Source organism: Methylobacterium sp. Leaf91 (assembly GCF_001422815.1).
Lineage (GTDB): Bacteria > Pseudomonadota > Alphaproteobacteria > Rhizobiales > Beijerinckiaceae > Methylobacterium.
Genome location: NZ_LMMP01000005.1, coordinates 14,939 through 28,016, shown reverse-complemented (window position 1 = coordinate 28,016; position 13,078 = coordinate 14,939). Strand labels below are relative to the sequence as shown.

Here is a 13,078-nt window from a genome sequence, read left to right as displayed (position 1 = left end):
GCACTCCCTCGCGGGATCTGCGACTCACCGTCTCCACGGACGAGCTCAGCTCCCGCGATAGGTCTGGTAGCTCCAGGGGCTCGCCACCAGCGGGACGTGGTAGTGACCCTCCGGGTCGCTCACCCCGAAGCGCAGAGTGACGATATCGAGGAAGGGCGGTTCCGGTAGTCCGGGATTCGTCCGCCGGAAATGGTCGCCGATGCCGAACCGCAATTCGTAGGCCGCGATCGGCACCGGCCTCCCGCCGATGAGGGGCGCGTCGGTGCGTCCATCGGCGTTCGTCACCGTGCTGGCCACGAGGGCGGCCCTGTCGTCGGAAACCCATTCGTACAGGGACACCGCGACCCCCGCCGCCGGCCTGCCGGAAGCGGTGTCGAGGACGTGAGTGGAGACGCGGCCGGTCGTGCGCAGCCTCCCCTCCCCCTTCACCAGAGCATCGAGGCGGATCGCGGCGATCCGGAACACTTCCTCCTCTGCTGTCGCCCGCTCCATCGCCGGCGTCGAGGCCAGACGTTGCTCGAACGTGCGGAGCAGCGAGGCGCGGCCGTGTCGCTTGATGCAGAGGATGAAGGGAAAGCCGAACGTATCGGAATAGGCCGCGTTCAGGGCCTCGAACCGGGCGTATTCGGCACCTGATAGCCGGTCGAGACCGGCGTATGCTTGTTCTGCGACCGAATCCGCAGCGATGTCGCCGGATCGCGCGGCCCGGCCCGCCAATTCGGGATGGCCGGTCAGGAGTGCGAGACGATCCTCGTCCGAGGCTTCCTCAACAATGCCCCGCATCGCGGAGAACAGCTCCGCCACCGTGGCGAATGGGCGCCGGCCGGCTGCAGCCTCGGCGACCCAAGGGGCGTGTTCGAACACCGCGCCGAGGGCGGACACGAAGTCCGCGACCGTCGCCGCATTGAGGTCCGTCAGATCGAGGGCGGCAGGAGAACTCATGGCATCCCTCGTCTCCGGGGCACGTCGCTCCGCTGTTCGTCCCGGATAGGCCCTCGCCCGTTCATAGCAGGCAACGGGCCAGAACGATCGGGGCCCGGGCGAGCGAGTGTAAGGCGAATGGGTGTGAATGCGGGCGGACGATCGCCGACTTTGCATCCCTGCCGAGGGTCGTTTCGCTGGCACATCGCTTGCGGGTGTTCCTCGAAATGGGTGAGCCGTGCGCGGGCCGTGCGGCGGGTCCATGGAAGGAGCCTTGACCGTGATCGAACGCTCTCCCTCCACGACCGATCCGTTGCCGGGAATGGAGCGCCCTCCCGAAAAGGTCGCGCCGGCCGCTCTGGTCCTCCTTGGCCTCCAACATGTCCTCGTCATGTATGCCGGTGCCGTGGCGGTGCCGCTCATCGTGGGACGCGCCCTGGGTCTGGCACCGGAGCAGGTCGCGCTCCTCGTGAGCGCGGATCTCTTCGCGTGTGGTCTCGCCACCCTGGTCCAGTCCTGGGGCATGCCCGGGATCGGCATCCGCATGCCCGTGATGATGGGGGTCACCTTCGCGGCCGTGACGCCGATGGTCGCCATGGGCACCAACCCCGATCTCGGCCTCGCGGGTATCTATGGGGCGGTGATCGTCTCCGGCCTGTTCGCGTTCCTGGCCGGTCCGCTCGTCGGCCGGCTGCTCCCGCTGTTTCCTCCCGTCGTGACCGGCACGATCATCCTCGTCATCGGCGTCTCGTTGATGCGGGTCGCCGTGAACTGGGCCGGCGGGGGCGTCGGCAACCCGCAATACGGCGCGCCGCTCTATCTCGGCATCGCGCTCTTCGTCCTGGCGGTGATCCTTCTCCTCACGCGCTACGCCAGGGGCTTCGTCGCCTCGGCCTCGGTGCTCATCGGGATCGTCGCCGGCATGCTGGCTGCGAGTACGTTCGGCCTCGTCGACCTCACCCGCGTCGGTGCTGCCCCCTGGCTCGACATCGTGCGTCCCTTCGCCTTCGGCTGGCCAAAATTCGATCTCGTGGCGAGCCTCACGCTCTGTCTCGTGATGGTGGTGGTGATGATCGAATCGACCGGCATGTTCCTGGCCCTGGCCGAGATCACCGACGACCCGGTCGATGAGGAGCGGCTTGGCCGCGGCCTGCGCGCCGACGGGCTCGGCACGCTGCTGGGCGGCGTGTTCAACACCTTCCCCTACAGCTCCTTCTCGCAGAATATCGGCCTCGTCGGGGTCACGGGCGTGCGCTCGCGTTACGTGGCGGTGGTGGGTGGTTTCATCATGCTCGGCCTGGGCCTGATCCCGAAGCTCGCAGCCCTGGTGGAAGCGGTGCCGCAATGCGTCCTGGGCGGCGCGGGCCTCGTCATGTTCGGCATGGTGGCGGCCACGGGCGCACGCATCCTCGGCGCGGTCGATTTCGCGCGCAACCGCAACAACCTCTTCATCGTCGCCGTATCGGTGGGCTTCGGCCTGATCCCTCTCGTGGCGCCGAATTTCTTCAAGCATATGCCGCATGCGCTGCATCCGCTGCTGGAATCCGGCATCCTGCTCGCGGCTGTGGCGGCGGTGGTGCTGAATCTGTTCTTCAACGGCCTTGGCGATGCGGCATCCGCACGTTCGGAGGCGACCCGCATCGCCCACGCGGCCGAGGCCTGAGGCAAACGAGAAGGAACCGATCATGGCCCTGACGGCGTCGACCTACGGCAAGGGACGGGTGCGGGTGATGCGGCTGGCCCGCGACGGCGACCACCATACCCCGCGCGAACTCGACGTGAAGGTGCTGATGAAGGGCGGTTTCGACCGTGCCTGGACGGCGGGCGACAACCGGGCCTGCGTCGCCACCGACAGCGTCAAGAACATCGTCAACGTCACGGCGGCGAAGCATCTCACGGCGGAGAAGGAAGCGTTCGCCGGCGCCGTGGCATCGGTCTTCCTCGACGCCTATCCACAGGTCGAGGAGGTCGTGATCGAGGCGCGAGAGACGCGCTGGCTGCGCCACGCCATCGCGGGCGTGCCGCATGGCCATACCTTCACCCTCGACGGCAACGGCGTCGGCTTCGTCAAGCTCACGGCGAACCGCGCCGGGTCGGTGCTGAAATCCGGCTTGCGCGGCTACACCTTCATGAAGACGACCCAGTCCGGCTGGGCCGATTTCGTCGATGACCAATACCGTACCCTGCCGGATACCAGCGACCGCATCGCCGCGACGAGCATGGACGCGACCTGGACCTGGGCCGGCATCCCGGCCGATTATGCTGCCGCCAACGCCCAGGTGCTGGCGACCCTCATCGCGGTGTTCGGCACGACGTACAGCTACGGTGTCCAGGACAGCATGTACCGGATGGGCGAGGCGGTCCTGGCCGCGATCCCGGAGATCGCCGAGATCGCCTTCGCCATGCCCAACAAGCACTACATCCCGATCAACCTCGCGCCTTTCGGCCTCGACAACCCGAACGCTGTGTTCCTGCCCACCGACGAACCGCACGGACAGATCGAGGCGACGATCGGGCGGGAGCGGTAGCGCGACGCACACTCTGGCGGCGGCGACCGCTCATCGGCTAAGCAGGTCCGCATGCAGCGCGTGATCGTCATGGGGCCGCCGGGCAGCGGGAAATCGACCCTGGCGAGACGCCTGGGCTCCGCCCGCAGCCTGCCCGTCTTCCATCTCGATCAGGCCTATTTCCGTCCGGGCTGGGAGCCCGTGCCGGCCGAGGCGTTCCGCGCCGAGGTGGAGCGTCTCGCCGCCCTTCCGCGCTGGATCATCGACGGGAACTACACCGACACGATCGGGCCGCGCTTCGAGGCGGCGGACACACTGGTCTATCTCGATCTTCCGGCCTGGCTCACGATGGCGCGGGTGATCCGCCGGCTGGCGGCGAGCTACGGCCGGGTCCGGCCGGATGCGGCGCTCGGTTGCCCGGAGCGGCTCGATATGGAGTTCCTGCGCTACGTCTGGACCTGGAACCGCAAGAGGCGGGCGAGGAACCTCGCTCTGATCGAACGGTTTCCCGGCAAGGTCGTCATTCTGGCGAGCCGCGCGGAGCAGCGCCGGTTCGAGGGGTCATGACTCTCCCCCGAGAGGCGCTCGCGTCATCTGGGGTGGCTGTCATCGCAGCGCCGCTCTCGCTAGAGTCCGGCCTCCATCGCAGGAACCCGCGCTCGCCCATGCCATCACCCCGCACCGCCGCGAAGCACATGGAACTCGGCACCGACTTCTACGACGTCGTCGCCGCCGCCGATTTCCCGAAGACGATCCTGCGCTATCGCAACCGGCCCTGGTCGGCGCGGGTGGGGCTCGACGGTCTGTCCGACGAGTCGTGGATCGCGCATTTCGGCCGTTTCCAGCCGCTACCCGGTAGCCTGCCCCAGCCGCTGGCGCTGCGCTATCACGGCCACCAGTTCCGCTCGTACAACCCCGATCTCGGCGACGGGCGCGGCTTCCTGTTCGCGCAGCTTCACGACCTCGTGGATGGGCGTCTCCTCGATCTCGCGACGAAGGGCAGCGGCACCACACCATGGTCGCGCACCGCCGATGGCCGCCTCACCCTGAAGGGAGGCATGCGCGAGATTCTCGCCACCTCCATGCTCGAGGCCCTGGGCGTCAACACCTCGAAGACCTTCAGCCTGATCGAGACCGGCGAAGACTTGGAGCGCGGCGACGAGCCCTCCCCCGCCCGGTCCAGCGTCCTGGTGCGGCTGAGCCATTCCCATATCCGCATCGGCAGCTTCCAGCGCCTGCTCGCGCTGGACGAGCCGCACAACATCCAGAAACTCCTCGATTACACGGTGGGGACCTACCTGCCCGACGCGTGGCGGGAGGAGACCGGGCCCCGCGCCGTCGCCTTCCTGGAGGAGGTCTGCCGCAGGGTCGCCCGCACGGGCGCCCAGTGGATGGCGGCGGGCTTCGTCCATGGGGTGCTGAACACCGACAACATCAACGTCACCGGCGAAAGCTTCGATTACGGCCCGTGGCGCTTCGCGCCCGCCAGTGATCCGAGCTTCACCGCCGCCTATTTCGACGTTCAAGGGCTCTACAGTTTCGGCCGGCAGCCCGAGGCGCTGTTCTGGAACCTCAGCCGGCTCGCCGAATGCCTGATGCCGCTCGCCGACCGCGAAGCCCTCGAAGGCGCGCTGAAGGTCTTCGGGACGAGCCTTCAGGATGCCTTCGCCGAGGCCCTCCTCGCCCGGCTGGGCCTGGCAAAGCCGGCGGACGAGGCGGATTTGCACCGGTTCGTCGCCGCCTTCTGGGGCTTCCTGGCGAAGAGCCGGGCGCCGTTCGAGCAGACGTTCTTCGACTGGTATGGCGGCCTCGCCAGCACCGACCGTGCGGCGGCGAGCCCCTCCTCCGCCTTCTACGAGCGCGAGGATTTCGCCCCCGTCAGAACCAGCCTCGCTTCCCTGTCCCCGGCGGAAGGAATCCGGCTCGATCATCCGTATTTTGCGCGGCGCGAGCCCTGCACGATGCTGATCGAAGAGGTCGAGGCGCTGTGGGATCCGATTGCCGAGCGGGACGATTGGTCGGCGCTCCATGCCAAGCTCGATGCCATCGCCGAGATGGCGGAGGCCTATGGTACGGCGCCCGCGCCGGCCGTCTGAGGCGACGCCCTGTTTCGGACACATGGCTGCGTAGGTTCGGGCGATGGCGGCGGTCGACGTCCGCCAGGACGGCACGATGACGGATATTCGGATCACGGCGGGCTCCTTCGGCGAGGGAGTGGCCACCTACGACAACGGCGTGTTTCGCTTTCCCAACGGCGATATCCGTGGCGTGGAGGATCTTTCCGATCTCGGCCTGCCGACCGACCCGGCGACGGAGCCGCATTGGAGCGGCGACATCGTGCGCGGTCTCCAAGGCGCGCTCGCCACGACGACCAAGGCCCTGCCGTCGCCCTTCGGTTTTGCGGCCTCCTTCGTGGGGCTCGGGCTCGATGTGCTCGAATCCTCGGCCACGACCACCGCGACCCTGCCGATCACGTTCACCGACGGCGCCAGCGCGACGATGGCCGCCGACAACGCCATTGCGGCCATCATTCTGCGCGACCGTGAGGTGGTGCGCCTCGCGCTCGAACGGAGGGCTCCCACCCCGGCGGTCGAGCCTGCACCGGCCCCCGAGCCTGCGCCGGCGCCCGAGTTGGCGCCGATGAGCCCGGCATCGGATCCGGCTGATCCGACCCTGACCTCGATGTTCCAGTACGAGAAGCGCAAGGGTCGCCTGCGCCGCGTGGTGACCGAGACGACGCCTCAGGAGACGTGAGCAGGCGCTACCGCCCCGCACGTCGCTGACGCTCGCTCTCCTACGCGGTCTCCGCGAGAGAGGCAGGCCAGGGCTCTCCGCGCCTATCCGTCGATGACGCTCACATGCGCGGCGACGACCTTCCAGCCATCGGGAAAACGGATCCAGGTCTGACTTTGCCGACCCACCTTGCCGGGCGATCCGTCGCGGCGGAACAGGGTCATCGCCACGGCCGTATCCCGCCCATAGGCCGTGATCACCGTATCGGACAGGGTCCGTTCCAGCCCGGCCGGCGAGCGCGCGCGGCGGAAGGCACGGATCGCGTCCATGCCGTAGAGGTTCTCGCCCCCGCCATAGCGGATGGTCCGGGGATCGTCGTGGAACAGGGCTTCCAGCGTCGCCACGTCGTTGCCGGTCAGCGCCTTTTCATAGGCCGCGAAGGCGGCCTCGACTTCCGCGATCACGTCGGCTGCGTCGATGTCCATCGGCTCGCTCACAGGGTCGCATGCGGCGCGGAGACGACGCCGTTCCTCTCCAGGTGGCGCGCGACCCGGAGCGCCAGATCCTCGCGCCACGGAGCGGCGATGATCTGGACACCGAGGGGCAGGCCGTCATCGACCCGTACCGGCACCGCCACCACGGGCAGGCCGATGAACGAGATCGGCTGCGTGAAAACGCCGATATTCGCCCGCACCGGCAGCGTGACGCCGTCGAGCTCGAAGGTGACCTGGCCCGATTTCGGAGCCCGGCACGGGGTCGAGGGTGCCAGGATGATGTCGACCTCGCGGAACAGGTCGAGCATCGCCGCCCGGTACCAGCGGCGGAAGCGCTGCGCGCGCTCGACGAAGGGAGCCGGAATCATCGCTCCCGCGATGAGCCGGTCGCGCACGGCCGGGTCGAAATCGGCGGCGCGGGTGCGCAAGCGGTCGAGATGGAGGGCCGCACCCTCGGCGGCGGTGATGAGGTAGGCGGCGGCCCGCGCCCGTGCGGCTTCGGGGATCTCCACCCGGCGCTTGGCGCCCAGGGATGCGGCGAGGGTTTCCACCGCCACGAAGGCCTCGTGGTCACCGCCACGCGCGAAGTATCCGCCCGCCACGGCGATGCGCAGATCGCCGATGCCGTCATCGAGGCCCGGCATGGCGGGATCGGGCGCGCGGGTGGTCGCCACCGGATCGTCCGGATCGGCCCCCTGCATGGCATCGTAGGACAAAGCGAGGTCGGTGACGCTGCGTGCCATCGGCCCGAGATGGTCGAGGCTGCCGACGAAGGGGAAGCTTCCCGCCCGCGTCAGCCGGCCATAGGTGGGCTTCAGCCCGAAGCAGCCGCAGAAGGCGGCGGGGACGCGGATCGAGCCGTTGGTGTCCGAGCCGAGGGCCAGCGGGACGAGGCCCGCGCCGATCGCGCCGCCCGAACCCCCGGACGAGCCGCCGGACATGTGGCCGAGATCGTGCGGGTTGCGGGTCGCGCCGTCATGGACGTTCTCGCCCGTGAAATCATAGGCATACTCGCCCATGTTGAGACCGCCCACGAGGATGGCCCCGGCCGCTTCGAGCCGTCTCACCAAGGCGCCGTCGCGTTCGGCGGGGGCGAGATCGCGGTTGATCTTCGAGCCGGCCCGCGTCGGCAGGCCCGCGATGTCGATGAGGTTCTTCACCGCGAAGGGGACGCCCGCCAGCGGCCCCAGCGCCTCACCACGGTTCCGCGCCGTATCGATGGCATCTGCCCTGGCCAGCGCGCGCTCGGGCAGCACGTCGGTGAAGGCATTCACCGATGTGTCCACCCGGGCGATGCGCGCGAGCACGGCCTCGACCGTTTCGCGGGCGCCGATCACCCCGTCCCTCACGGACCCGGCGATCTTCGCCGCGTGCATCGTGCTCGGATCGTTCATCGTGTCGTTCGTCATTGCGTTCCGCTGCTCACGCTACGAAGACCGGAGCCGGCTCCGCCTCGTCGGGCAAGGGAAAGGCCGCGACGAGGCCGGCAGTGGCCTGAAGCACCGTGAGATTCGCCCCGATTGCCGCGATCCAGGCGGGGTCGAGGGGAATGCCCAGGAGCGAGGAGGCAGCGTCGATATAGGCGTCGAGCCCCCCCGGTGCGGGTTCGGTCTTCGGCATCTCGACCATGATCGTCTCCCTGTCTCTTCTATTCCGCTGGCAGTGCCGACGAGACCGGCATGAGCCGCTCCCCGGCGGTGGCGCGGGACGCTGCGTAGAGGAGCCCCGCCACCATGAGATAGGCAAGGGCCAGGCCGGGCTTCACCGCGATTCCGACCGCGGGGCCATGCATGAAGCCGAAAAAGGTCATCACCGCCCCGGCGCCCGAGAAAGCCGCCGCCTTGGCGAAATCGCGCTCGATGATGAAGACCGCGATGGCGCCGAGGATCAGCCCACCCAGGATCGCGCCCTCGCCGAGCACTTCGAGCCCGCCATAGAGCACGCCCACCTGTCCGAGCTTGTCGAGCCCCACCGCCGCCGCGCTGGTGCCCGCCGCGCCCAGCGCGCCGTCCACGAGGGTCTTGGCCCAGGCGGCGAGATGCGGCGCGAAGGCGAGCACGATCGCGGGTGCATGGGAATGCGGCGTCTCCTGGAAGGCCTGCGCCCCGATGAGCATGCCGATGTAGAGGAGGATCGGCGCGATCGCGACCACGGGTACGAGGCTGGAGAGCAGCGACACGAGATTGAGCCAGCACAGGGCCAGGATCACCAGACCCGTGGCCACCGAATAGCCGATCCGCCCGCCCATCGCCTTCCAACCGGGATGGCCGATATAGACCGCGTTGATGAAGGGGTTTCCCATCATGCAGCCGATCAGGCTGACGGCGCCGTCGGCCGTGAGGACGCGGGTGGTCGGATAGGCATCCCCGGCGACCTCGGCACTCTCGACATTGTCCATGGCCTCCACGAGATCGTAGATGCCGAACGGGATCGCGGTCACCAGGATCACGCCGAGGAACTCGAACCCGCCGAAGACGTGGCCGAAGGCCGGCAGGGGAATCGAGAAACCGATTCCCTGGATGGCGGCGAGGAAACCGGGACCGCTGACCCCGCCCATGTCGAGGCCGAACGGCTTGGCCCCCCAGGCCACCACCATCCCGAACAGGATGGCGACGAGGCCGGCGGGGATCCGGCCGGGATATCGCAAGCCGCCGAACCAGGCGAGGAGGATGATGGCGAAGGCGACGACACCGATCACGGGTGTCGTGATCATCTCCAGGGCCGGACGCATGGCGATGAAGGTGACCGAGACGCCGGCCAGCGTGCCGAGGAGCGCGGCGCGCGGCGTGACCCGCCGGATGACGGGGGCGACGAAACCGCCGATCATCAGGATGAAGCTCTGGATGAAGACCCAGGCGAGGCCGGCCTCCCAGCCCTTCACCGGATCTCCGGTGGCGAGCTTGATCGGCAGCATGATGACGAAGACGACGATGAACATGTGCGGGACGCTGATGCCGGATGGCAGGGCGCAGACGTCGCTCCGGCCCGTCGCCTTCGCCAGGCGGTAGGCCAGCCAGCCGTAATAGGCGGTGGAGAGGCACAGCATCAGCCCGATGGCCGGCAGGATGCGCCCGAAGGTGATGGCATCGGGCATGCCGAGGACGAAGCGCAGCAGGCCGGTGAGGACCAGGAGGTTCACCAGGATGTTGGTGCCGAAGCCGAAGAAGGCGTTCCAATCCCCCGGCACCCAGAGGCTGGGACGGAAGACGCCGATCCCGCTTGTCGTTCCGCCCGAAGCCGATCCCGCTGCCATGGTCCACCCTCCCCGTCCCGCCGCCATCAGCCCGTCCCGCCGATCGTCATCCGGGCGTGGCGAGGGCCGTCAGGACGGCCTCCGACGACGAGACCCAGCCGAAGATGCCGCCCTGCGCCTTGATCATCTCCAGGCCGATGCGGTGGAATTCCGGGAAGTAGGAGGCGCAGCAATCCGCGAGCGCGACGCAGCGATAGCCCCGGTCGTTGCCTTCACGGATCGTCGTATGCACACAGACTTCGGTGGTGACGCCGCAGACGAGCAAGGTGGCAATGCCACGCTCGGCCAGAACCGCCCCCAGTTCGGTCGCGTAGAATGCCCCCTTGCCGGGCTTGTCGATCACGATCTCGCCCGCCGACGGCGCGAGATCCGGCACGATGTCGTGTCCGGGCTCGCCGCGGATCAGGATGCGGCCCATCGGGCCGGGGGCGCCGATCCGCGCCGTCGGCTCACCCCGTTCGAGCTTGGCCGGCGGTGCGTCCGACAGGTCGGGCAGGTGACCTTCCCGTGTATACACGACCAGCATCCCGGTGCGGCGTGCCGCGGCGAGGACGGACCGGCAGGGCGCGACGGCGGCCAGCAGGAGCGAGACGTCGTTGCCCAGGGTTTCGCCGAACCCACCGGGCTCCAGGAAGTCCCGCTGCATGTCGATGATGACGAGCGCGGTGGTGGCGGGATCGAAGCCGAGATCGGCGGGTTCCGCGCTGAGCGTGACACTCATGACCTGCACACCCGATCGTCCGATGCCGCGTTCTCGAATCCCGGCGGCGGTGCCGATTCGGTCGCGATGTCGTTGCGATCATGTATGCACGGTAGCTCCGGCACACGCCCAAATGATGCGCGATCCTGCGTCGTTGCGCGCCAGGTTGTGGAATCCTTGCGCTGGCTCAGCGGTTCGAGCGCTCCAGCCTGCCGATCCCCGCTTCCGGTTCGACGGCGGAGCGGCGGTCGTCATCGCGTTCGTGAGCGGCTTCGCGCTCCCGCGCCGGCTCGGCATCCACGCTCTCGAAGACGTCCTCGACGATGCTCATATGGATCAGCATCGCGGCATTGGCCGCCGCCGCGTCGCGCCCCAGCACCGCGCGAACGACGGCGCCATGCTCCGCATGCGATCGATGGAGACGGCCGGGGGCCTTAAACTGCGCCTTGCGGTAAGGTGTCAGCCTTCTGCGAAGGGAGACCGCGATCTCCTCGACGACGCTGTTATGGGCGCCGGCATAGAGGAGGCCGTGAAACTCCTGGTTGGCGGCCATGTAGCCCGCCCTGTCATCCGCATCCGCCAGCCGGGCCATGCCGTGATGGAGGGTCTGGAGCTGGCTCCGTTCCTTCGGCGCCATGCTCAGTGTCGCGAGCCGCGCGCAGGTGGCTTCGATCTCGCCCATGGCGATGAACAGCATGTCGAGTTCGTCGAGCGCCATCCTGCGCACCATGGCGCCCGCGCGCGGACGCAGGTCGATCAGTCCCGTCCCGCTCAAGAGGCGCAGGGCGTCGCGGACGGGCGTTCGCGACACGCCGAAGCGCTTGGCGAGGACCTGCTCATCGAGATGAAGGCCCGGTGGGAAAACGCCGGCCAGGATGTCGTTCGCGATCTGGTCCGCCAGGTGTTCGGCGCGGGTCTGTGATGCAGGCACCGGTCTCTCGATGAAGTGGGGGACGAAGACGACCCGAAGGGACGCGGTCGTACCCTAGCGCAGTTTCTCGTGCCGTGAATGCAGGGTGTTGCGAGAAGCAGACTTATCGAGACCGGCGTGGTGCTGCAACATTCCCCAGGACGACCACTATAGCCGTCGATTCGGGAGACCATGCCTTCCGGGTCGCGCTTGAAAGTACCGGAATTTTTTATATCGTTTTTAACGATGCCAGTTGGGTCGGGCCTCATGATCTTCAATGACTTGCCGGCGAAGAGGAATTGTTAAACTATCAAGTTCGAATCGATCTATGTGCATTGACTGCCGGTCGGACGGTGAACCCCTGTATTTGTTGTCGACTCGTACCCTCGGCGCTTCTGTTGCATATTTGCACATATCGGGTCGCCAATTCGCACATCCTCTCCGGCTCGCGTGTCCTGGCATATGGGTTGCAGCCTTCGATCCCCATGAGCGCGATGCTCGGAAGAGGGATTGAACATGTCGGGCATCCCGAAAGCGCTGATGGCGGGCGTGGTCTCGTTGCTGGTGACGGCGCCCGTTTTCGCCGCCGACCTCGTGAAGGCTCCCGCACCCGCACCGCTCCCCGATGCGCCCGGATCGTTCTTCCTCTTCTCGGATACGCAGTTCAGCTACCGTTATCAGTTTCCGTCGTCCGAGCCCGGCGTGCAGGTCCAGAATTCCGACGGCTCGTTCAGCACGCGCGGTATCCCGAAGCACATCTACAATATCTCGCATGCCAATGCCTGGGCCTACGGCACCAACTTCTTCACGCTGGACATCCTGAAATCCGCCTCGCAGGACCCCGGCGGCACCACCAACGCGCCGGGAGGCTTCGCGCAATACGATTATGGCGCCACGGAAGCCTACGGCCTCTATCGCGGTACGCTCAGCCTCAATGCGCTCACCGGCACGAAGGCCTTCGCGGTGCCGGGCATCATCAAGGACATCTCCCTGTCCTATGGTTTCGACGCCAATGCCAAGAACACGGCCTTCGGCCCGCGCAAGCGCGACGTGGTCGGCGGCCTGAACTTCGCCTTCGACGTGCCGGCCGGGTTCATCAACGCGTCCGTCCATGCCTACAAGGAGTGGAACCGGAACGGCTTCAACACCTACCCGAACCGCGACGTCAGCTTCGACACGGTCCCCGAATTCGAAATCGTCTACAGCCTGCCCCTGAGCTTCACAGGTCTGCCGCTCAGCATCGCGGGCTTCAACAACATCGTGCTGCCCAAGGGGCGCGGCGTCACCGACGTGACCGCGTTCGCCTTCAACGCGAAGACCGGTCTCGAATTCCTCTCCCGCACCAATCTCGTCCTCGACCTCGGCAAGCTCGTCTACGACACTCCCAACAAGGTCGATGTCTTCATCGGCTTTCAGTACTGGCTGAACAAGTTCGGCGCTCAGGAAACGGCGACCTTCAAGGGCACGGAAGAGAAGAGTTTCCTCGCCGGCGTCTCGTTCCACGTCTTCTGAAGCAAGGTTTTCTTAGGAACGCGCCGGTCGGAAAGGTTCGCGTCCGGC

At 67.5% G+C, this 13,078-nt stretch carries 13 protein-coding genes; 6 read left to right on the top strand and 7 right to left on the bottom strand.

Features of this window, described 5'->3' with window-relative positions:
- Positions 1–45: 45 nt before the first annotated feature.
- Positions 46–942 (bottom strand): 2-oxo-4-hydroxy-4-carboxy-5-ureidoimidazoline decarboxylase, encoded by an 897-nt coding sequence (uraD, locus tag ASF32_RS06340; protein WP_056425083.1) that lies wholly within the window; start codon positions 940–942, stop codon positions 46–48.
- 301 nt (positions 943–1,243) lie between these two features.
- Between uraD and ASF32_RS06335 the strand changes: the two genes are divergently transcribed.
- The 5 genes from ASF32_RS06335 (at position 1,244) to ASF32_RS06315 (ending at position 6,182) form a co-directional block, all read left to right on the top strand.
- A complete protein-coding gene (locus ASF32_RS06335) occupies positions 1,244–2,584 on the top strand; it encodes a nucleobase:cation symporter-2 family protein (RefSeq protein ID WP_056425451.1) in 1,341 nt (446 codons plus the stop codon).
- 22 nt (positions 2,585–2,606) lie between these two features.
- Positions 2,607–3,449 (top strand): factor-independent urate hydroxylase, encoded by an 843-nt coding sequence (gene pucL, locus ASF32_RS06330; RefSeq protein ID WP_056425080.1) that lies wholly within the window; start codon positions 2,607–2,609, stop codon positions 3,447–3,449.
- A 51-nt stretch (positions 3,450–3,500) separates the two neighbouring features.
- Positions 3,501–3,995, top strand: coding sequence for an AAA family ATPase (locus ASF32_RS06325; RefSeq protein WP_056425077.1), 495 nt, complete (start codon positions 3,501–3,503; stop codon positions 3,993–3,995).
- Positions 3,996–4,093: 98 nt separating this feature from the next.
- A complete protein-coding gene (locus ASF32_RS06320; RefSeq protein WP_056425074.1) occupies positions 4,094–5,524 on the top strand; it encodes a protein adenylyltransferase SelO in 1,431 nt (476 codons plus the stop codon).
- A gap of 43 nt (positions 5,525–5,567) precedes the next feature.
- Positions 5,568–6,182, top strand: a complete 615-nt coding sequence (locus ASF32_RS06315) for a hypothetical protein (RefSeq protein ID WP_056425071.1) — start codon at positions 5,568–5,570, stop codon at positions 6,180–6,182.
- Between the two features lie 83 nt (positions 6,183–6,265).
- Here ASF32_RS06315 and hpxZ read toward each other — a convergent pair whose 3' ends face one another.
- The 6 genes from hpxZ to ASF32_RS06285 form a co-directional block, all read right to left on the bottom strand.
- Positions 6,266–6,646, bottom strand: a complete 381-nt coding sequence (hpxZ, locus tag ASF32_RS06310) for an oxalurate catabolism protein HpxZ (RefSeq protein WP_056425448.1) — start codon at positions 6,644–6,646, stop codon at positions 6,266–6,268.
- An 8-nt stretch (positions 6,647–6,654) separates the two neighbouring features.
- Positions 6,655–8,049: an AtzE family amidohydrolase gene (locus tag ASF32_RS06305; RefSeq protein ID WP_056425445.1), complete on the bottom strand. Its 1,395-nt coding sequence runs from the start codon at positions 8,047–8,049 to the stop codon at positions 6,655–6,657.
- Positions 8,050–8,077: 28 nt separating this feature from the next.
- The gene (locus tag ASF32_RS06300) at positions 8,078–8,284 is read right to left on the bottom strand and encodes a DUF4089 domain-containing protein (RefSeq protein WP_056425068.1); all 207 of its coding nucleotides are present in this window, start codon (positions 8,282–8,284) and stop codon (positions 8,078–8,080) included.
- A gap of 19 nt (positions 8,285–8,303) precedes the next feature.
- On the bottom strand, positions 8,304–9,908 hold the full coding sequence (locus ASF32_RS06295) for a hypothetical protein (RefSeq protein WP_056425065.1): 1,605 nt from the start codon (positions 9,906–9,908) through the stop codon (positions 8,304–8,306).
- A 46-nt stretch (positions 9,909–9,954) separates the two neighbouring features.
- A complete protein-coding gene (locus ASF32_RS06290; RefSeq protein WP_056425063.1) occupies positions 9,955–10,629 on the bottom strand; it encodes an isochorismatase family cysteine hydrolase in 675 nt (224 codons plus the stop codon).
- Between the two features lie 166 nt (positions 10,630–10,795).
- Positions 10,796–11,539 (bottom strand): GntR family transcriptional regulator, encoded by a 744-nt coding sequence (locus tag ASF32_RS06285; RefSeq protein WP_056425058.1) that lies wholly within the window; start codon positions 11,537–11,539, stop codon positions 10,796–10,798.
- A 495-nt stretch (positions 11,540–12,034) separates the two neighbouring features.
- On the opposite strand from ASF32_RS06285, the gene ASF32_RS06280 reads away from it, so the two are divergent.
- Positions 12,035–13,030: a hypothetical protein gene (locus tag ASF32_RS06280; protein ID WP_056425056.1), complete on the top strand. Its 996-nt coding sequence runs from the start codon at positions 12,035–12,037 to the stop codon at positions 13,028–13,030.
- Positions 13,031–13,078: the final 48 nt, after the last annotated feature.

Coding starts and splice junctions, on each gene's coding strand:
- uraD (WP_056425083.1), bottom strand. CDS start 942: ATGAGTTCTCCTGCCGCCCTCGATCTGACGGACCTCAATGCGGCGACG.
- ASF32_RS06335 (WP_056425451.1), top strand. CDS start 1,244: ATGGAGCGCCCTCCCGAAAAGGTCGCGCCGGCCGCTCTGGTCCTCCTT.
- pucL (WP_056425080.1), top strand. CDS start 2,607: ATGGCCCTGACGGCGTCGACCTACGGCAAGGGACGGGTGCGGGTGATG.
- ASF32_RS06325 (WP_056425077.1), top strand. CDS start 3,501: ATGCAGCGCGTGATCGTCATGGGGCCGCCGGGCAGCGGGAAATCGACC.
- ASF32_RS06320 (WP_056425074.1), top strand. CDS start 4,094: ATGCCATCACCCCGCACCGCCGCGAAGCACATGGAACTCGGCACCGAC.
- ASF32_RS06315 (WP_056425071.1), top strand. CDS start 5,568: ATGGCGGCGGTCGACGTCCGCCAGGACGGCACGATGACGGATATTCGG.
- hpxZ (WP_056425448.1), bottom strand. CDS start 6,646: ATGGACATCGACGCAGCCGACGTGATCGCGGAAGTCGAGGCCGCCTTC.
- ASF32_RS06305 (WP_056425445.1), bottom strand. CDS start 8,049: ATGAACGATCCGAGCACGATGCACGCGGCGAAGATCGCCGGGTCCGTG.
- ASF32_RS06300 (WP_056425068.1), bottom strand. CDS start 8,284: ATGGTCGAGATGCCGAAGACCGAACCCGCACCGGGGGGGCTCGACGCC.
- ASF32_RS06295 (WP_056425065.1), bottom strand. CDS start 9,908: ATGGCAGCGGGATCGGCTTCGGGCGGAACGACAAGCGGGATCGGCGTC.
- ASF32_RS06290 (WP_056425063.1), bottom strand. CDS start 10,629: ATGAGTGTCACGCTCAGCGCGGAACCCGCCGATCTCGGCTTCGATCCC.
- ASF32_RS06280 (WP_056425056.1), top strand. CDS start 12,035: ATGTCGGGCATCCCGAAAGCGCTGATGGCGGGCGTGGTCTCGTTGCTG.